This is a genomic window from Candidatus Micropelagos thuwalensis (genome assembly GCF_000469155.1).
Lineage (GTDB): Bacteria > Pseudomonadota > Alphaproteobacteria > RS24 > RS24 > Micropelagius > Micropelagius thuwalensis.
In genome coordinates, this window is the sequence record NZ_AWXE01000004.1 from 450,181 (window position 1) to 468,550 (window position 18,370).

Annotated in this window: 19 protein-coding genes; 8 read left to right on the top strand and 11 right to left on the bottom strand. The window is 46.8% G+C overall.

Annotated features, from left to right (window positions below):
- Positions 1–57 precede the first annotated feature (57 nt).
- Together RS24_RS06775 and RS24_RS06780 are read right to left on the bottom strand one after the other, a co-directional pair.
- Positions 58–2,730, bottom strand: a complete 2,673-nt coding sequence (locus RS24_RS06775) for an ABC transporter permease (RefSeq protein ID WP_021777457.1) — start codon at positions 2,728–2,730, stop codon at positions 58–60.
- Positions 2,720–3,400, bottom strand: coding sequence for an ABC transporter ATP-binding protein (locus tag RS24_RS06780; protein WP_021777458.1), 681 nt, complete (start codon positions 3,398–3,400; stop codon positions 2,720–2,722). The genes RS24_RS06775 and RS24_RS06780 overlap by 11 nt, the downstream gene beginning before the upstream one ends.
- 40 nt (positions 3,401–3,440) lie before the next feature.
- On the opposite strand from RS24_RS06780, the gene RS24_RS06785 reads away from it, so the two are divergent.
- The gene (locus RS24_RS06785; protein WP_021777459.1) at positions 3,441–4,133 is read left to right on the top strand and encodes an arylesterase; all 693 of its coding nucleotides are present in this window, start codon (positions 3,441–3,443) and stop codon (positions 4,131–4,133) included.
- Between the two features lie 111 nt (positions 4,134–4,244).
- A complete protein-coding gene (locus tag RS24_RS06790) occupies positions 4,245–4,553 on the top strand; it encodes a 4a-hydroxytetrahydrobiopterin dehydratase (RefSeq protein ID WP_021777460.1) in 309 nt (102 codons plus the stop codon).
- A 344-nt stretch (positions 4,554–4,897) separates the two neighbouring features.
- On the opposite strand, the gene RS24_RS06795 is transcribed toward RS24_RS06790, so the two are convergent.
- Positions 4,898–5,902: an NADPH:quinone oxidoreductase family protein gene (locus RS24_RS06795; protein WP_021777461.1), complete on the bottom strand. Its 1,005-nt coding sequence runs from the start codon at positions 5,900–5,902 to the stop codon at positions 4,898–4,900.
- An 80-nt stretch (positions 5,903–5,982) separates the two neighbouring features.
- On the opposite strand from RS24_RS06795, the gene RS24_RS06800 reads away from it, so the two are divergent.
- The gene (locus tag RS24_RS06800) at positions 5,983–6,492 is read left to right on the top strand and encodes an RNA methyltransferase (protein WP_021777462.1); all 510 of its coding nucleotides are present in this window, start codon (positions 5,983–5,985) and stop codon (positions 6,490–6,492) included.
- 10 nt (positions 6,493–6,502) lie between these two features.
- Here RS24_RS06800 and RS24_RS06805 read toward each other — a convergent pair whose 3' ends face one another.
- The gene (locus tag RS24_RS06805; protein ID WP_038300923.1) at positions 6,503–7,045 is read right to left on the bottom strand and encodes a sigma-70 family RNA polymerase sigma factor; all 543 of its coding nucleotides are present in this window, start codon (positions 7,043–7,045) and stop codon (positions 6,503–6,505) included.
- A 298-nt stretch (positions 7,046–7,343) separates the two neighbouring features.
- Between RS24_RS06805 and RS24_RS06810 the strand changes: the two genes are divergently transcribed.
- The 4 genes from RS24_RS06810 to RS24_RS06825 all read left to right on the top strand — a co-directional run bounded on the left by RS24_RS06810 (position 7,344) and on the right by RS24_RS06825 (position 11,359).
- Entirely contained in the window at positions 7,344–7,952 is a 609-nt protein-coding gene (locus RS24_RS06810; RefSeq protein WP_051295606.1) for an invasion associated locus B family protein, read from the top strand.
- A 13-nt stretch (positions 7,953–7,965) separates the two neighbouring features.
- On the top strand, positions 7,966–9,111 hold the full coding sequence (rlmN, locus tag RS24_RS06815; protein WP_021777465.1) for a dual-specificity RNA methyltransferase RlmN: 1,146 nt from the start codon (positions 7,966–7,968) through the stop codon (positions 9,109–9,111).
- Positions 9,112–9,133: 22 nt separating this feature from the next.
- Positions 9,134–10,018, top strand: a complete 885-nt coding sequence (locus RS24_RS06820; protein ID WP_038300791.1) for an alpha/beta hydrolase — start codon at positions 9,134–9,136, stop codon at positions 10,016–10,018.
- A 129-nt stretch (positions 10,019–10,147) separates the two neighbouring features.
- Positions 10,148–11,359, top strand: a complete 1,212-nt coding sequence (locus tag RS24_RS06825; RefSeq protein ID WP_021777467.1) for an argininosuccinate synthase — start codon at positions 10,148–10,150, stop codon at positions 11,357–11,359.
- Here RS24_RS06825 and folD read toward each other — a convergent pair.
- From folD to RS24_RS06850, 5 genes are all read right to left on the bottom strand, one after another.
- Complete coding sequence (folD, locus tag RS24_RS06830; protein WP_021777468.1) at positions 11,356–12,249, bottom strand: bifunctional methylenetetrahydrofolate dehydrogenase/methenyltetrahydrofolate cyclohydrolase FolD; 894 nt, start codon at positions 12,247–12,249, stop codon at positions 11,356–11,358. The two genes, RS24_RS06825 and folD, sit on opposite strands and share 4 nt — an antisense overlap.
- Positions 12,250–12,540: a YggT family protein gene (locus RS24_RS06835; RefSeq protein WP_021777469.1), complete on the bottom strand. Its 291-nt coding sequence runs from the start codon at positions 12,538–12,540 to the stop codon at positions 12,250–12,252. It lies immediately after the preceding gene.
- A gap of 72 nt (positions 12,541–12,612) precedes the next feature.
- Entirely contained in the window at positions 12,613–13,386 is a 774-nt protein-coding gene (locus RS24_RS06840) for an SDR family oxidoreductase (RefSeq protein WP_021777470.1), read from the bottom strand.
- 63 nt (positions 13,387–13,449) lie between these two features.
- Positions 13,450–14,181, bottom strand: coding sequence for a TMEM164-related integral membrane acyltransferase (locus tag RS24_RS06845; RefSeq protein WP_021777471.1), 732 nt, complete (start codon positions 14,179–14,181; stop codon positions 13,450–13,452).
- A gap of 93 nt (positions 14,182–14,274) precedes the next feature.
- Positions 14,275–14,730: a nuclear transport factor 2 family protein gene (locus tag RS24_RS06850; RefSeq protein WP_021777472.1), complete on the bottom strand. Its 456-nt coding sequence runs from the start codon at positions 14,728–14,730 to the stop codon at positions 14,275–14,277.
- A gap of 163 nt (positions 14,731–14,893) precedes the next feature.
- Between RS24_RS06850 and RS24_RS06855 the strand changes: the two genes are divergently transcribed.
- The gene (locus RS24_RS06855) at positions 14,894–15,331 is read left to right on the top strand and encodes a PaaI family thioesterase (RefSeq protein WP_021777473.1); all 438 of its coding nucleotides are present in this window, start codon (positions 14,894–14,896) and stop codon (positions 15,329–15,331) included.
- Between the two features lie 345 nt (positions 15,332–15,676).
- Here RS24_RS06855 and RS24_RS06865 read toward each other — a convergent pair whose 3' ends face one another.
- Positions 15,677–17,056, bottom strand: coding sequence for a heme biosynthesis protein HemY (locus RS24_RS06865; RefSeq protein ID WP_021777474.1), 1,380 nt, complete (start codon positions 17,054–17,056; stop codon positions 15,677–15,679).
- A complete protein-coding gene (locus tag RS24_RS06870) occupies positions 17,053–18,279 on the bottom strand; it encodes a COG4223 family protein (protein WP_021777475.1) in 1,227 nt (408 codons plus the stop codon). The genes RS24_RS06865 and RS24_RS06870 overlap by 4 nt, the downstream gene beginning before the upstream one ends.
- Between the last annotated feature and the right edge of the window lie 91 nt (positions 18,280–18,370).

Sequence of the window (18,370 nt, forward strand, 5' to 3'; positions counted from 1 at the left end):
TTAGACCCAAAAATTCAAGGGTTAACTGTCAAAAACCTAACCATTTTAAATTGCTTTCTAATCCGAACGCAAAACAGGGGCGGCCTTGGCGCCGAGACTGCGCCATGTTCCCAAAAGCCCCAGGAACATGGATATGCCCGTCGCACAGGCAACCGTCAGAACCAATGTGCCAGGCAACATCACCCATGTAATGCCCAATACAAATTTTACAATCGCCCAAGCCGCGAATGTACCAATAAAAGTAGCTATAAGCGCGGCGCCTAAACCGGTAAGTCCGTATTCAATCAGATAAACATATAAAATCCGGCGCCGCGCCGCGCCCAATACTTTCATAATGACAGCATCATAGACACGTTTGCGATGCCCACCCGCAATTGCCCCAGACAGCACAAGAATACCTGTAATGATTGACAGCGCACTCATTGCGCGTACGGCCAGACCAAAATCATCGAGAATATCCTTTATTGTTTCCAGCGACTCCTTAATGCGGATAACCGTAATATTCGGGTATTCATTTATTAAAGCACGCCTAAGTGCAGCCTCTCCGACCACTGGAAGTGCTTTGCGCAGATTATCAGGTTCAACATCATCTAATGAAATTGTCATCAAATGGGCATGCGGGGCAGATGCAAGAGGTTGAGGCGAAAACAGGAATACAAAGTTAATGCCCATCGACTCCCAGTCAACTTTTCGCATATTAGCGATTTCAGCTGTAAAGGGCCGCCCAAGCACATTCATTGTGACCGTATCGCCAATCTCAAGCCCCAGACCCTCAGCGATCTCATAATCCATCGATACTAAAGGCGGGCCACCATAATCTGAAGGCCACCATTCACCTTCCGTCAAAACAACGCCTTCTGGTTTCCCAGCAGCATAAGTCAGTCCGCGATCACCGCGAAGCACCCATTCAGCTTCCGGAGCAGGTGTGACATCCCTTGAGGGTACCCCATTCACATGAGTTAACTTGCCACGCAACATCGGGCTGGTATTTAACTCTCTGAAACCGTCGGAAGCCTGTGCAAGACTTTTCACACCCTCTAATTGTTGCGTTTGTACATCCAGCAAAAAGAAGGATGGCGCCATGTCAGGAATATCGCCATCAATCTCGGCTTTCAAATTACCATCGACCAAAGAGATGACAGATAATAATGTCACCGCCAGCCCGACAGATAACATCACCGCCAGTGTCGGCGAGTCGGGGCGGTGAATATTTTTTAACGCAATCCGAAATTCCGGACTTGGTAATTTGCGGCGACGTCCGGCAAAACGCGCAAGGTTTGAAATAATGCCTGCCGCAATTCTGAGAATAAGATAACTGGCTGTCACCCCAGCAAGAAACCAGAACGTAATCTCAATATATCTGACCACTAAAAATGAAATTAAAACAAGACCAAGCAAGCACACTGCATAAAGACACATGACCCAGAAGGGCAGCGTTGTTTTTTCCGACACGAGGCTATCGCGAAACAGACCCGCTACGGGTATCGCCTGCGCGCGCGCCAATGGATTTAATGCAAATCCGATGGCAGTCAGCACACCAAATCCAGTCGCGGCAGCCAAAGGCGCCGGAAATAACCGCATATCTAGGTCAAATGGTAAAAGCGTTGCCAAAAGCCCATTTGCCAATAAAGGTGTCAACGCGCCCAAAGTAAGACCGATAAGAATTCCTAATAAAGCCATCAAGAAAATTTGCAGCATGTAGAACAAAAATACTAAAGCCCCCGTCGCACCGAGTGACTTGATTATGGCAATGGTATTACGACGATGGTCAAGATAGGCACGCACAGCATTCCCGACACCAATTCCACCCACCACAAGAGCTGTCAGACCAACCAGTGTCAGGAAAATAGCCATGCGTTCAATACTGCGGCGTAAAGATGGCGAGGCATCCGTGCGTTCCTTGATTTGCCATCCAGCATCAGGAAAAGCTGAATTCATTTCACCCTTGGCGGCTTTGAGGTCACTCTCCGATAGTTGCGTTTTGGCACGCAGACGGTAATTATTTTCAACAAAACTGCCCGGCTGATAAAGCCCAGAATGACGCGCCCCCGCCTCACTCAAGAGAACACGAGGGCCGATGGAAAAACCGCTGGACAATCTATCTGGCTCAGAAAGAATAACCCCAGTGACCGGAAAAAAACCGGAGCCTATTTTAATTGTATCCCCCACCTCAATGCCGAGTGTTTCCAACAGAGACGGCTCAACTAATGCGCCATATTTTTCCTCTTCCAAACCTTTCGTGAATTTAGGTTTCTGTAAACCTAGTGCGACGCGCGGCTCAATCGCAGGTTGAGTCTCGAGCTTGCCATAAAGCGGATAAATAGAGTCGACGGCTTTTAACTCGACCAGAGTATGACGCATCTGGTCGACGTCATCATTTTCCTGGTCTTGGCTGTAACGCACCATGCTGCGCATTTCTCTTGATGAGGATATGTCATAACGAGACTGCAACCACTCTTCTTCGTTAGCGTCCAAAGTACGGTGCATCATTGTAATTGACAGGTCGCCACCCAAAATGGATTGCCCCTTCTCATTTAAACCAGACACCAACGCCTCTGATAGCGACCCCACACCAGCAATGGCCATAACGCCGAGCGCAAGACAAGCCAGAAAAATACGAAAGCCCTTGATGCCACCTTTAAGCTCACGAAATGCTAAACGGGCGGCTAAGCGGACCATCATGAGGGGTTTCAGGTTGTTGAAGCCTGATGATTGTTTGTCAACCGGCATCAATCACCCCATCGCGTAAACTGATAATGCGATCGCATCTTTGAGCAAGGGTCATATCATGCGTCACCATAATAAGTGTCACATTCAGGCTATCCTTAAGACCAAATATTAAATCCATAATTTGTGAGCCGTTTGATTGGTCAAGATTCCCTGTCGGCTCATCCGCGAGCAAAACAGGCGGCTGAGCAATCATCGCCCTCGCCAAAGCAACACGTTGTTGTTCGCCGCCCGATAATTGCCCAGGATAATGCTCTAGACGGTGTGCGAGACCAACATTTGCCAGCGCCGTTTCTGCTGTTTCCAAATAATCTGCACCCATGCCAGCAAGCTCCAGTGGAAGTGTAACATTTTCAAATGCCGTCAATGTTGGAATGAGATGAAAAGATTGGAAAACAATACCAATATTTTTTTGACGAAAACGTGCCAGCGCGTCCTCATCCATGTCGGAGAGGCAATGTCCATTCATTACCACGCTACCAGAACTTGGTAGTTCCAGACCTGCAAGCGTCATCAATAAGGTCGATTTGCCTGAACCGGATGGACCGGTTAGACCAATCGCTTCGCCTTTCTTGACAGACAGGTCGATGCCTTTAAGGATATGGATGTCTCCAGCTAAGCTGGGCAAGGAGACATGTAGGTTTTTTACTTCCAAAAGGGAATCGGCAGACATGTTTGGTAAGCACTCCGGTATATTTCAAGGATATAAGACTTTGCAAATATATCAGACCTATACGATTAATTCAGGTTTCTGGACGCCTATTTTATGCGCCTTAATTTTTGGTGCAATTTTAGTATGCCTCAGCCCTCAGAATGCAAAAAGTGAAACTCCTTTAATAGTAATCACCATGCTAGGTGACAGCCTGACAGCAGGGTATGGCTTACCAATTGGCGAGGGGCTTACCGATCAACTTCAGACCGCCCTAGATAAAAAAACCGATAAAATGAAAAAAATTCGTGTCATTAATGCCGGTGTCTCAGGCGATACAACAGCTGGCGGATTGGCGAGATTTGAGTGGTCAATTCCAACTCAAACAGATGCAATTATCATTGCTTTAGGTGGTAATGACGCCCTGCGCGGTATACCACCGGAGACGACCATTAAAAATATTGAAGCCATGATTATCAAGGCCAATCAAGCTGGTCTACCTGTTCTACTTGCTGGCATGACAGCGCCGCGCAATATGGGTGAAGACTATGTGCAAAAGTTTGATGCCATCTATCCGCATCTGGCTGAGAAATATAATCTCGTCTTTATGCCGTTTTTACTTGAAGGCGTGGCGGCAGACCCAGCACTTAATCAAGCTGATTTCATTCACCCGAACCGGGAAGGGGTTGCCATTATGGTCAAAAATTTACTGTCATATATCGACCAACTCACCCATCAGCTCAACAAAAACGATTAAGAAAAAAAATGTAATCAGTGAGGATTATTCAAATTACAATATTGAAATTATCCGCTTAGACCTGACATACTGCCTCTAATACTTATTTTTAATATGGTTTAGGAGATGATTATGACGGGCACAGTTGATAAACTTTCCACTACAGAACGACGAGAAGCCATGGCAACGCTCAAAGGCTGGCAAAAAAAACGTGGGCGTGATGCAATCACCAAAAAATTTATATTTAAAGATTTTTCATCAGCTTTTGGCTGGATGAGTCGGGTCGCCATGAAAGCCGAACAAATGGATCATCATCCCGAGTGGTTCAATGTATATAATCGTGTAGAAGTGATTTTAACAACTCATGATGCCGGTGGTATTTCTCAGTTGGATATTGACATGGCACGCTTTATGGACCGCACAGCACCCAGACAAAAATAGAGGATATTATTTAATTCGGTCATTCAATCTTCTGCCAATTCTTATGGGAGGCCACTTTAATGGGGGGAGGTCTCCGGCTGCTCGTTTCCCGAATTCTTATTTTAAAAACCGGATCCCTAACTGCTTCCCTGAACTTAGAGTGCTGAAACACTGCAAATTGAATTATTATTGAGAGGTTTTTATCAATTTGAAGTCATAATCATTTATATTCCCCAAGTCTTAACATAGGGTTAAGCGCCCTTCATAAAGACGACTCATGACACAACATTTCAACCTAAACAGGTGACGACAATCTGCACCCATCGACAAATTTATATCTGCGTTTTTATCTTAGTAGGATGATTTCAGCGGCCCATATTAATAACAAGTTTCCCCATCACCTTTCTTTCAGCCATCTGCGTAAGAGCTTTTGCTGCATCTTCCAAAGGATAGACCCCAGAAATATGCGGCTTTATTTTCCCGTCCTGAAACATGCCCATTAACTCGATAATATTCTGCCGTGCATCTTTAGGTTGCTCCGCATTAAAACGCCCCCAGAACACACCGACCAGTGAAGTGCCTTTGAGCAAGGTCAAGTTTAGCGGTATCTTAGGAATATAACCGGCAACAAAACCGACAACAAGATAGCGCCCGCCCCAAGCCATTGCCCGCACAGCAGGTTCAGCATAATCACCGCCAATGGCGTCATAAACAACGTCAACACCTTTTCCCCCTGTGAGATTTTTAACCTCTTCGGAAAATGCTTTTTGTTCATCCGGGGACAAACCACCGGTTTTATAAAGAAGCGTGTCATCGGCACCATGGTCACGACAGACCTGCAATTTGTCCTCAGATGATGCCGCTGCAATTACACGCGCACCCATCGCTTTACCAAGCTCAACAGCGGCCAGCCCAACCCCGCCAGATGCGCCCATGATAAATAAAGTCTCACCGGCTTGAATTCTCGCACGGTCTTTAAGTGCATGATAGGATGTGCCGTAGGTCAGTCCCATTGCGGCCGCGATTTTAAAATCCAAACTATCAGGAATAGGCATACAAAGCGCGGCTGGAAGCGCGATTTCATCCCGGAAACCCCCAGTTCCACAGACAGCCATTACTCTGTCACCAATTTTCAGCGTTTCGACTTTGTCACCTGCAGCGATGACTTCGCCGGAAACTTCTCCACCAGGAGAAAAGGGCAGAGGGGGTTTAATCTGATATAAATTTTGAATAACCAGAACATCGGGATAATTAACCGCAGCATTATGAACCTTGATAACAACATCATTTTCACCGGCTGTTGGAGACTCAATGTCTTCAAGCACGAGACTTTCCGGCGGACCATAATCTTTGCATAAAATGGCTCTCATTTATTTCCCCTAAAGAATTTCCAATTCGTGAAATCTAAAGTTATTATTCTACTTTGTAAAAACAAAAAAAGGAAAACCTCATGCGTGGTTATTTTGGCATTGGTGTTGAAGGCATTTCTAAGCCTATGAACATGGGCAGTCTCATACGTTCAGGTCATGCATTTGGTGCCAGTTTTGCGTTTACGGTTGATGCCAATTACAAAGTTCGCGAAGCACGTTCAGACACATCCAAAACACCAAAAAATATCCCCTGGTATGACTGGGATAATCTTGAAGACATGATACTCCCAAGACATTGCCAGCTTGTCGGGGTTGAACTGGTGGACGAAGCAATCGACCTGCCGAGTTTCACGCATCCACGATGCGCGGCCTATGTGCTGGGCCCTGAGCGGGGCACATTGTCGGAAGCCATGCTTGATAAATGTGATCACATCATCCGCGTGCCAACGCATTTTTGTTTAAATGTTCAGATTGCGGGCGCGGTTGTGATGTATGACCGGATGCAGAGTTTTGGCAAATTTGAAGACCGTCCGGTTATGCCTGGGGGGAATCCGCGCCGCAAGCGTAAAGCCATCTCCCCATCCGAGTAAGGGCAATAAATCAGACTTTCCCGTCTAGCGCTTCTTTTAGTCGCGTGAAGGATAAGCGTAAACGTGACTTCACCGTGCCTAAGGGTAGTCCCGTTTCTTTGGAAATTTCGCTATGCGACCAACCTTTATAGAAAGCTAGCTTCACTAGCTCGACTTGCTCTTCCGGCAGTGTCGCCATAGCGGAATGCACTTCTGCCTTGCGCTCAGCCATAATGACCGCATCATCAGGCTGCACTTCTTCATCCGGCACTAAAGCAGGATCTTCGGGGTCCAGTTCAGGATATTTCTCACGTCTTAAAATATCAATCCGCCGGTTACGCGCGATGGTGAACAGCCATGTTGATGCGGCGGCCTTGCGGCGATCGAAAAGCGCAGCCTTGCGCCAGACCGTTAACATCACATCCTGTACGAGTTCTTCCGCTTGGGCTTCGGAGGAACCGAGGCGCATAAGATAACCTTTAAGTCGTGGCGCAAAATATTCGAATAATTTTTTAAATGCAGCTTTGCTTTTATGCGCGGCAATGTCTTCAATTAAAGTAGCAAGCTCAGACATAGCCGCCTTGTCAGCCGGGGACAGCTTTTTCCGAGGCTTGGACTTTGAAGCAGATTTACTCGTCGCAGGTGGCGTGTCGGGCGACCCCGACTTCACGTCAACACTCCGGCCGCTAGATGTTCCGGCCACGTTCGACTCCTTGCATATTCAAATTCAAATCATTCTAAACAAACTCCATCCACCGTCCAGATGCAAGTTAAAAAGCCTTCTTTTATCCACGGCGAATGGTGTTTATCACTCAAAATCGAGCCCTACAAAAAATATGGAATTATTCAGCGACGCAAATTATGATAACTAAATGTCAAAAAATTCAGCCACCCCTTATTTCATGTTCCACCAGATGCTTCAAAATTTAAGCCGTTTAGCTCTTGCCATTGTGATGGCTGTCGGGTCTTTCACGATTTGGAGTGTTTCAAACGCCGCCTTATCGCAAGTATACGCTGCCACACCCGAAAAAATCGGGACGTTTCGTTATTGGCGCGTCTATCAACTTGGCATTGGCGTGAATAAGGTTTGCTATATGCTTTCTGAACCCGTTGAGAAACTCCCTCGCAATGTGCGCCGCGGAAAAATTTATTTTTCTATCATGCATCATCCGGCAAATGGTGTCCGTAACGAGGCTTCAGTAAGTGTCGGATATCCTTTCTCTGCAAAAAGCAATCCCTATGCCCGCATCGGAACAGATAGCTTTGACTTTGATTCAGGTGTTCAGATGGAAGCCGATCCGTCTTGGGCGTGGCTTCGTAACCCCGCCCATCATGACCGCTTGATTGATATGATGAAACGCGGAAACCAGCTTGTCTTTAAAGGCACGTCAGCACGCGGAACATTGACGACGGATACCTACTCTCTGCTTGGTTTCTCAAAGGCACTGGCGCGGCTTAACCAAGCCTGCCCTGCTCCTTAGTAGACGGATCCTTATGTCTCCCCTTTCCGCTCAACCCCCGACCTCATTGGTCGGGCTTAACCGCACCGCACTGAAGCAGGTACTCGCTAATATTGGGGTTGCGGACAAAGAGCAGAATATGCGTGTCCGCCAAATATGGAGTTGGCTTTATGTCCAAGGCGTACAAGACATTGACAAAATGACGACATTGTCGGGCGCGTTGCGCAATAAACTTGCCGAACGCCATACTCTTAAGCGACTTTACGTCAGCGAAAAGCAGGTTTCGGAAGACGGCACTCGGAAATATCTCTTTAAACTGCATGACGGGCATGAAATTGAAACCGTCTATATCCCGGAGACTGGTCGCGGCACATTATGCATTTCCAGCCAAGTCGGTTGCACCTTAAACTGCACTTTCTGTCATACCGGCACGATGCGTCTTGTGAGGAATCTTGAGCCACATGAAATCGTCAGTCAGCTTGTCGCTGTGCGTGACGATCTTGACGACTGGCAGAATAATGAGGCCAAACGCGCTGTCAGTAACATTGTGATGATGGGTATGGGCGAGCCGCTTTATAATACCGATCATGTGATTAATGCGCTCAATGTTATGAGCGACGGTGATGGCACGGCACTCTCAAAGCGCCGCATCACGCTGTCCACATCTGGCGTCGTGCCTGAGATTGCGCGCGTTGGCGACGCGACGGGTGTCATGCTGGCTATTTCTCTCCACGCTGTACGTGATGATTTACGCAACGAACTTGTTCCATTAAACAAAAAATATCCGATTGAAGAATTGCTGGATGCCTGTCGTGCCTATCCGGGTCTGTCCAATGCACGGCGCATCACATTTGAATATGTCATGTTGAAAGACGTGAATGACAGCGACGCAGATGCACATGAGCTTGTGCGACTTCTGTCAGGCATTCCAGCAAAAATTAATCTCATCCCGTTCAACCCGTGGCCCGGCTCACCTTATGAATGTTCGAGCCGGAATCGGATTATGAAATTTGCCGATATTGTTAATCATGCAGGTTATGCTAGCCCCGTGCGGACACCGCGCGGGCGAGATATTATGGCAGCTTGCGGCCAGTTGAAATCTGCCAGTGAAAAAATGTCGGCGGCAGACCGCAAGCAAGCTGAGCTTGCCGCCCAGCGTCTGAACCGACCGGTAAATTAGTGTAGGGAGTAAAGCGCAAGTGATGGAAGTAGATGAGATTAATGTCGGCGGGGACAGGCTCGCACTCAGGATTTTCAGACCCCGCGATAATCGTCTGAATGGTGCGGCAGTTGTTCTTGCACATGGATTATCCTGCACTATGGATAGCCGCCTTTTTGCTTTTGCAGAGAAATTCGCTGAAGCGGGTCTCACCGCCATTACATTTGATTATCGCAATTTCGGTTTTAGCGGCGGACGTTTGCGACAATATATCAATGTCCCTAATCAGATGGAGGATTGGCATCACGTGCTAGGCTATGCCAGAGGTCTCCCCAATATTGACCCGGATCGTATTGTGCTTTGGAGCACATCTTTTGGCGGGGGGCTGGCAACGCATGTCGCGAATGATGACGGGAATATTCGCGCTGTCGTCGCACAATGTCCGATGATGGATAATCCAAAAACAATCAAGCTGGGCATGTCACAACGCAGTCCGGCACAGAATAACAGATTAAAACGCCTTGCCATGACAGCAGCACTCATGAATCTCGTCGGTCTGCGTGGCCCGTGCCTGCCTGTGACTGATCCCAGCCGCATGTCGATTATTCCTAGCGACGAGTCAGTGAAATTTCATGAAGTTGGCGGCCCAATGTGGATTAACAAAGTTGCTGTGCTGAGCTTTGCCAAAGGGGAAACACATACTAATAACCCAATACAAATTGCCGGAGAATTTAATACTCCTATAATGTTGCAAATCTGCAAGAAGGATGAAACAGTTGATAATTCAGGGACAGAGGCATTTGCTGACATTGCGGGTGAATGTGTGACCAAGAAATACTATGACTGTGGTCATTTTGACTTATATTTGGAACCACTATTCAAGAATGCCTCTTCAGATGCAGCAGAGTTTTTTATAGGGAATCTATAAAATCTGCTTTTAAGTTGAGCTAATAGTGATTTAAATTTTACTTATGAAACTTGATAGAAAATGTTAACTTCATAATTATAATACATATATTAGATAAGTTAGTTAAGATAATCCCTAGTTGGAGAAACTATGCTCTCTGATCAAATAAAAAAAATTGTGCTGGCTTATTCCGGCGGGCTGGATACGTCCATCATCCTGAAATGGTTGCAGGAGACCTATGACTGTGAAGTTGTCACCTTCACAGCAGATTTAGGACAGGGCGAGGAGCTTGAACCAGCACGGCAAAAAGCCGAAATTCTGGGCATTAAAGAGATTTTTATCGAAGATTTGCGCGAAGAATTCGTGCGTGATTATGTGTTTCCCATGTTCCGCGCCAATGCGATTTATGAAGGCATATATCTGCTCGGCACATCTATTGCGCGGCCGCTTATTTCAAAAAGGCAGGTGGAAATCGCCGCCGCAACCGGCGCGGATGCCGTCTGTCACGGGGCGACAGGCAAGGGCAATGATCAAGTCAGATTTGAGCTTTCCTATTATGCCCTAAATCCCGACATTAAAGTTGTCGCGCCGTGGCGGGAGTGGGATTTAAACTCCCGTGAAAAGCTCATTGCCTATGCCGAACAAAACCAAATCCCCGTCCCGACGGATAAGCGCGGCGAAGCGCCTTTTTCTGTCGATGCGAATCTCCTGCATACCTCCAGCGAAGGTAAAGTGCTGGAAGATCCGGCGATGCCATGTCCGGATTATGTCTATCAGCGCACCATCGCGCCCGAAGACGCGCCGGATATACCGACTGAAATCACCATTGGCTTTAAAGCCGGTGATGCGGTCTCCATTAATGGTGAATACATGTCCCCCGCGACTTTGCTGGAAAAACTGAACGTACTTGGCGGCGCAAATGGTATCGGGCGGCTGGATTTAGTAGAGAACAGATTTGTCGGCATGAAATCACGCGGCGTTTATGAGACACCCGGCGGCACTATTCTGCTGGCCGCTCATCGGGGCATAGAATCCATAACCCTTGACCGGGGAGCAGCGCATCTCAAAGACGATTTGATGCCACGTTATGCCGAGCTGATTTATAACGGCTTCTGGTTCTCGCCGGAGCGCGAAATGTTACAAGCCGCCATTGATGCCAGCCAGACACATGTGACCGGTGAGGTAACGCTGAAACTCTATAAAGGATCAGTCGATGTGATCACGCGGCAGTCACCCTATTCGCTTTATTCTGAAGCACATGTCACTTTTGAGGAAGATGCAGTTTACGACCAGAAAGACGCGGAGGGCTTTATCCGCCTCAATGCGTTGCGACTTAAACTGCTCGCCAGGCGGAACGGTTAAAGATTTATTTTATCAAGTCCGGCCTGCACACAAGCGGCATCGAGCGTATTTTTCAACAAACACGCAATCGTCATCGGCCCGACCCCGCCAGGAACGGGCGTGATATGCCCTGCAATTTCAGCCACGGCCTCAAAGTCCACATCGCCAACCAGACGGGTTTTTCCTTCCCCGCGTTCTGGTGCATCAATGCGGTTAATGCCCACATCAATCACACAAGCCCCCGGCTTGACCCAATCCGCTTTCACCATTTCCGGTATGCCAACGGCAGCAACCAGTATATCTGCCGTCCGACATAAATCTGCCAAATCGCGCGTTCTTGAATGTGCCATCGTAACGGTGCAATTTTCTTGCAGGAGTAATTGCGCCACCGGTTTGCCGACAAGATTAGACCGCCCGACAATCACCGCATGCAAACCTTCAAGATTGCCTAATGTCTGCTTGGCAAGCATTACACTACCTTGCGGCGTACAGGGTGTTAAGGCATCCAATCTCGAGGCGAGGCGACCGGCATTGACGGGGTTCAACCCATCCACATCTTTGCTTGGAGAAATAGTTTCGATAATCGTTTGTTGAGTGATCTGAGGCGGCACAGGGAACTGCACCAGAATACCATGCACGTCATCGTCTTTATTTAATGCGGTAACTTGTGCGATTAAGTCGGCTTCGGACACGTCTTTATCAAGGCGATACTCAAATGAAGCCATACCTGCAGCTTTGGTCGCTACACCCTTATTGCGGACGTAAACTTGACTCGCCGGATCCTCCCCGACCAACACAACAGCCAGACCAGGGGTCAGATTATGCGTTGTTTTTAAATCTGCAACCCCAACGCCGATACGTGCGCGAAATTCTTCTGCAATCGCCTTACCGTCAATCATCGCAGCAGGCATTTAAAACCTGCCGGGCGTGAAAATTTCCCACATTAAATCGCGCAAAAACATCAACCCTAAAATTATAATTACTGGCGAGAGATCAAGCCCTCCCAATGGCGGCAAAAATTGCCTGATACGACGATAAACAGGTTCCGTTAAACTGTTAACGGCCTGCGAAAAACTATAAACAAACTGATTACGGGTATTTATGACATTAAACGCTATTAGCCATGACATAACAGCGCTCGCAATAATGACATAAATGTAAAGCGTGATAATCGTGTCGATAAGTTTTAACAGAGCCAGCATTATATTCCCCGTCTGGTATGAGTTAATTTTTTTAGTAACAACTTATATTCAAGCGTAACCTTACACCTTACTTTACATAGCACTAATGCCGCCATCCACCTTCAACTCAGAGCCCGTGACAAATTTCGACTCATCACTAGCAAGATATAGCACAGCATAGGCAACATCGTTAACTTCACCAATGCGCCCAAGAGGAATTTGACGAATAAGTTTTTCTTTCAGGGACTCCCGGTCAAGACTAGCCGTGAAGGAGTCCAAAATGGGCGTGTCCACAAAACTTGGATGCACAGAATTACAACGAATATTGTAATTCTTACGGGCGCAATGCAAGGCGACAGATTTGCTCAACATCCAAACACCTGCTTTAGCAGAATTATACGCCGCCATATTGTGACCAGCAATCAGACCCGCAATGGACGATATATTCACAATAGAGCTGGGCGCATCCTCCCGCATGTAGGGGAGGGCGTACTTACAGCCAAAAAACACAGAGTCGAGATCAACCTTATGCACTTTTTCCCAAAGTTCGAAACTCGTACCCTCAATCGTGCCGCCATCCCCAATGCCAGCATTATTAACTAGAATACTCATTCCGCCCATTGCTTCAGCACCCTCCTCAAGTGTTGTCTGCCATTCAGACTCACTGGTAACATCATGCGCAAACGCAAAGGCCGTCCCATCACCATTGCTTTCATTAATCGCATCACGTGTCGCTTGCGCACTGTCCAGATTAATATCCGTTACGCAAACTTTAGCACCCTCAGAGGCTAGCATTTCAGAAATAGCGCGTCCAAGACCCGAACCCGCGCCTGTCACGAAAGCTTTTTTTCCTTCAACTCTTCCCATAATTTATCTCTCTTTTAACAGCCGGAAGACCAGCAATAAAAATCATGTTTATCAGAAATGAGCTCAGGTACGAAGCTTCTTTAAGAAAACACCTAACCGGTTTTGAGCAATATAATCCCTGATTCCGAAAGGCAAATAAAGCAAACAGAAAACAAAGATGACCAGCGGCACAATCGGCACCAAATGGAATGGCGGCTCGGGGAAGAATGTCATAAGATTTAGTCCCTGCGGTTTTGCTGTCAGATACCAGAAATTTGCATTTTCTCCCAAAAACAGATTTATCGGATAAAGAATAAGTGCCGCACAAACCGTAATCCCAATCGTTGTAAGAATATCTCTGGCGACTGGACGCTCATGCAAGGCGATAAGCGCATAGAATACACCCAACAAAATTAGACCATGACTAACAAAAAACGGAACATAAGTAATGTGGGGGTAAAAATATTGCAAATCAGGCTGAAAAATAGCCATTGTCGCGCCGCCAATACCCCAGAAATAACCAATCACAAAATAAATCCGCTGACGCGAAACAAGGTAGACCGCAATCGCAATTGAAGACAAATCGCACATGTGTAACGGCAAGGCCTGTTGCCAAGGATACCCAAAAGAGGGCGTATCGATGGTCTGTCTCATCATATGATAGACAATGACAACTGCAATCGAAACACCAGCTGTATAGCGTGTCTCTTCTCTACGGCCGCGAAACGTAAGCGGAATGAAAAATGCCAGCCCCAAAGTAATGGCGATTGTCAGCAGGTGCATAGGCGTAAATATTTCAAAAGGGGTAAAGGTCATTTAATCAACTACAAACAATCTAACTATCTTAAAAACTTAGGACTAATATAACAGCGATAATATTCATCTCATAATGACCCAAAAATTCATTGCCTAGGTGATTTGAGAAAAACTGAAAACCTCATCAGGCGTCACATCATCCATGCTCGGTTTCCAAAGCGCCTGATTGGCAAGATGCGTGTCAAAAAACTCAATCAGCTTGGTAATTTTTCCATCCCGGACTGTTGCAATATGCGCGTAAACTTGATTGTAACTTTTGCCACTCGACGCAATGCCTTCATTCTGAGCAATGGCAACAACCTTGTCGCCTTCCGCACACATGATTTCGACATTTTTGCAAAAAACAATGTCTTCGGGGTTCACACAACCGAAAACTGTCCCGATAATATCCGCCATAAATCTTGATTTGCCGATATATCGACCCGTCAAAACCCCACCCGCATTCGGAACAATAAGTTCAAAGTTTTCATCCACCAGCATTTCAAGGCCAGCCGCATCGCCACCAGAAATACAACCGTAAAACGATTTTACTATATCTCGATTATCCATAGCTTTCCCCCAATCTTCACTACACCGCCGCCCTAAGCAAAAGTGAACTACCTAAAAACATAGGAAATATATTTATATTATTGCCATCAATTAATCGCTATCTATTGATAGTGTCCCATCTATTATTTATGTAATTCATGTGTCACAGGTTTTGGAGACCATCATGCAAGAACAACATTTCAAAAAACTTGAGAACATGTATCACGCCGCACCCTTTCAGGAGTTAATTAAATCAAAACTGAAAATCTCCGAAGGTAAAGCAGAATTGGAAATGGAAATCGACCCGATACTGCATCATGCCGCAGATGCCATTCATGGCTTTGTGTATTTTAAGATGATGGATGATGTTGCCATTTTTGCCGCCAATTCCTTAGAAGAAGAATTTTTTCTTCTGACCTCAAGTTTCAATCTGTATTTTTTACGGCCAGTTCAGTCAGGAAAAATAAGAGGCGTTGGTAAAGTCGTCAGTAGAACTAAAACTCAATATATTGCCGAGGCTGTTATCTATAATGATGAAAATAAAGAAATCGGGCGCGGTAGTGGTACTTTTGCCATGAGTCGAAAACCTTTCGCCGACGTGCCGGGTTACAAGTTAGACTAAGGCAATAAAAAAAGCCCCGCCATAAAGACGAGGCCAGTGTGTACAAAAGTACATTCCTTTAGGGAGGGTATTAATAATAACGACACTCGTTCAAATTGTTTAATCAATAACTGCAATTTATCTATCTATATAGGCAAAAATCTCGTGCCTAATTATAGATACGCATACGTACATAATTTTTGATGGTGCCGGCGAGAGGATTTGAACCTCCGGCCTTCCATTACGAATGCGTTGCTCTACCAACTGAGCTAAGCAGGCGTGTTACCACAAATACCCTACCGAGAATTTATTTGTCCTGCAGACAGGCTTGGTTTCTAAAAATTTTCTTAATGTTTTGAGATGCGCTTATCCTATAAGCGCTGTCCCTGTAGAAGCCGATGACATCATCTGCCCCGGATAGCCCCATTTAAAGGCATCAATCTGGCCCGTTTCGGGACACACAGCCTGCCATGATGTCGCTTCCCCCGTCGGGCCAATCCAACAAGCGTCGGGCCCAGCCGTTAGGGCGCGGTCCATCCACTCACGGGCAAGCCCCGCATCCTCATTCTCGCCAATTTCAAGGTCAGCCATCAATCGGCATACGCGCCGCGTTGGTGTTTCGGCTTCTTCACGCAAAGCAACACGCGCCATGCTCCAGCGCCGCGCCTTGATTGCCGCGCCGGCGAGCGCGATACGACTTTCATAATGTGTGCGGTTTTTCGAAGTGAGTTTTTGAACCAGCTTCAGACTTTGCAAAGCAGACTTACCGGGTTGTAATGCGAGATAAGCGGGCACCAAATCTGGGTGTGGGTTTCTCTTCCAAAGCTGTTCAATACGTTTAATAATTTTATGTGCCGCGCTACCACTCATATTTGCCGAGGCAAGCTGAGATGCCAGAACAAGCGCTGGGATAAAATCTGGAGCGAGAATAATTGCACGTTGGACAAGTTTTAACCCCTGCGCCCGTATCTTGGCGTTTTCATTTTCCGTTAATTGCAAAGCGAGGGCCTGCCCCTCAGCAACCAACAAAACCGCCCGCAATCGCTTGGCGTCAGACTTTTCAATGCCGCCACGCGCAACAAGCCGGTCAACAAGTTTTAACGCCTCCTGCCAATTACCCTCACCCGCCTCTATTTGAAAAAGCCCACGCAGCGCCCAGACGGGTTTATTTTTGGTGCCGGATGCGGCGAGCGTGTGTTCCAGATGCTCACGTGCCTCATCTTTTTTTCCTTCCGCCAATGCCATAGAAAATAGACCACGATAGCCAAGTTCCTTTGGATTGTTTTGCTTACTTGTCGGAGCAGGCAAAGCAATCAATGCTTTATATTTTTCTTCTGCTAAACGATGATTACTGTCCATTCGCGCCGCCTGAGCCGCGAGCAATAAAGGTAAGCCATTATCGGGTAAATTGTTTTGTGCCTCTAGCGCAGCTCTATTTGCCTCAGCGACATTACCCTCAGCCAAAGACATGAGACTACCTGCCATTGCCGCCTCACCACGTGCCTTTTTTTGCTTGCGGCGCGTGGCTTTGAACCTTTCCGGCCAGTTAATAAGCCAGGCATAACCGCGCCACAAAACCAGAAGGATAAAAAAGATCACAAGCGTTACCCCGATACCGGTAGCAACACTTGTACGCAATTCGTATCCCGGCCAGCGCAACACCAGATCACCCGGGCGATCACCAAGCCAAATAGCCACAACACCAATAAGTGTCAGGAGAATTATGTTGAACAAAGGCCGTCTCATTCCACTTGCTCCTTACCCTTCGAGGGAGATTCAAGTTCGCTCAATACAACCAGCAAGCGACGGCTTTCCACATACCCCTGTAGATCTTCCATCCATGCCTTCAAGTCAGATTGCATGTCGGCCGGTAATTGACGACTAAGCTTAAGTGCCTCCGCGGGCTGTTCATTAAGCAAAGCCTGTTCAATTTGCGCCAGATAAGATGCAGAGCCAGCAGCAGCATTAACTTCCTGAATGTCAGAATAATCTGTCCGTCTAATACGAATCCATTCTCCCAATCCATCCATCAAACGATCAAGCCAGCGTTGGGCCCAGCCCTCTGTCGTCTCATCACCATTTTTGTCGGATGGCGCGAGACGCAAAAGGCCGGAGATACGATCTTGAAATGTTTCTGTCAGGCGTTCCAGCGATTGAATGCCCTCACGCGCATATGGTCGAACCCAGTCAAGCGAGGCGTTCAATTGCCCTTCAGCTTCGATAGCTTTTAACTCTTTTTCAAACGGGCCACCCCCGATAATTGCTTGTGCCAATCGTTCTGCGGGTTTTTGAGATCCTCCAGCAGAAAAGGCTTGCGGTAAAACAGATAATCTTTTCTCTCTCAGCGCCTCAACGGAACGCGATAAGGTTTCAAGTTTTTTGGCGTCACTCAAAAGTAGGGATCTATTTTCATCACTACGCTCTTGCAATGCCGAGATTAGCGCGTCCAGTCCCGCCAACCGTGTCTCAAGATTTTCTGTATCTTCAAGGCCTGTCAGCTTTTCATTAAATTCAGAGAACAGGGTCAAAGCTGCTTCGTTGCGGGCTTTAATCTGATTGATTTCGTCTTGCAGAGATTTCAATTCATCTGCTTTGGATTGAAGATTATTCTCCAGCGCTTCAAGTTGCGTTTTATTTTGAGGGTTAAACACCCCTATCTGAAACAAGACACCAAATGTCATCCCCAGCGAAAGGGCTGATGTAACGATAATCAGCAAAAGCGTTGAAACAAGACGCCGCATTATATTTTTTCGAGGTGTATGTGTCGTCATATCAATAAAAGGGGGAACACTGCCAGATGTAGCTGATGAGGTTTTAGCCTCATCTTTTTCGGGTTCGATAATTTCGGCTTCCACATCATTGTTACGCGCCCCTGATGAGGTGTTTCCTTGACCGGGAACAGATCTGGATCTCGGGGTTTTCCCACGAGTTTTGATTTGCGTTTTACGTGTTGGTTTTCTGGCAGCCATATATTGCTCAAATTGCGAATCACAACAACTTATCCACATGATGCCTTTTGCATCAGTGTGTTGCAACGTTCTAAAATAATTCCCTAAATAA

What these genes read in the sequence shown, in the direction of transcription:
- RS24_RS06775 (WP_021777457.1), bottom strand. Translation starts at nt 2,730, where the DNA reads ATGCCGGTTGACAAACAATCATCAGGCTTCAACAACCTGAAACCCCTC.
- RS24_RS06870 (WP_021777475.1), bottom strand. Translation starts at nt 18,279, where the DNA reads ATGGCTGCCAGAAAACCAACACGTAAAACGCAAATCAAAACTCGTGGG.
- RS24_RS06795 (WP_021777461.1), bottom strand. Translation starts at nt 5,902, where the DNA reads ATGAGAGCCATTTTATGCAAAGATTATGGTCCGCCGGAAAGTCTCGTG.
- RS24_RS06835 (WP_021777469.1), bottom strand. Translation starts at nt 12,540, where the DNA reads ATGCTGGCTCTGTTAAAACTTATCGACACGATTATCACGCTTTACATT.
- RS24_RS06800 (WP_021777462.1), top strand. Translation starts at nt 5,983, where the DNA reads ATGCGTGGTTATTTTGGCATTGGTGTTGAAGGCATTTCTAAGCCTATG.
- RS24_RS06845 (WP_021777471.1), bottom strand. Translation starts at nt 14,181, where the DNA reads ATGACCTTTACCCCTTTTGAAATATTTACGCCTATGCACCTGCTGACA.
- rlmN (WP_021777465.1), top strand. Translation starts at nt 7,966, where the DNA reads ATGTCTCCCCTTTCCGCTCAACCCCCGACCTCATTGGTCGGGCTTAAC.
- RS24_RS06790 (WP_021777460.1), top strand. Translation starts at nt 4,245, where the DNA reads ATGACGGGCACAGTTGATAAACTTTCCACTACAGAACGACGAGAAGCC.
- folD (WP_021777468.1), bottom strand. Translation starts at nt 12,249, where the DNA reads ATGCCTGCTGCGATGATTGACGGTAAGGCGATTGCAGAAGAATTTCGC.
- RS24_RS06865 (WP_021777474.1), bottom strand. Translation starts at nt 17,056, where the DNA reads ATGAGACGGCCTTTGTTCAACATAATTCTCCTGACACTTATTGGTGTT.
- RS24_RS06780 (WP_021777458.1), bottom strand. Translation starts at nt 3,400, where the DNA reads ATGTCTGCCGATTCCCTTTTGGAAGTAAAAAACCTACATGTCTCCTTG.
- RS24_RS06810 (WP_051295606.1), top strand. Translation starts at nt 7,344, where the DNA reads ATGTCAAAAAATTCAGCCACCCCTTATTTCATGTTCCACCAGATGCTT.
- RS24_RS06850 (WP_021777472.1), bottom strand. Translation starts at nt 14,730, where the DNA reads ATGGATAATCGAGATATAGTAAAATCGTTTTACGGTTGTATTTCTGGT.
- RS24_RS06825 (WP_021777467.1), top strand. Translation starts at nt 10,148, where the DNA reads ATGCTCTCTGATCAAATAAAAAAAATTGTGCTGGCTTATTCCGGCGGG.
- RS24_RS06855 (WP_021777473.1), top strand. Translation starts at nt 14,894, where the DNA reads ATGCAAGAACAACATTTCAAAAAACTTGAGAACATGTATCACGCCGCA.
- RS24_RS06820 (WP_038300791.1), top strand. Translation starts at nt 9,134, where the DNA reads ATGGAAGTAGATGAGATTAATGTCGGCGGGGACAGGCTCGCACTCAGG.
- RS24_RS06840 (WP_021777470.1), bottom strand. Translation starts at nt 13,386, where the DNA reads ATGGGAAGAGTTGAAGGAAAAAAAGCTTTCGTGACAGGCGCGGGTTCG.
- RS24_RS06805 (WP_038300923.1), bottom strand. Translation starts at nt 7,045, where the DNA reads ATGTCTGAGCTTGCTACTTTAATTGAAGACATTGCCGCGCATAAAAGC.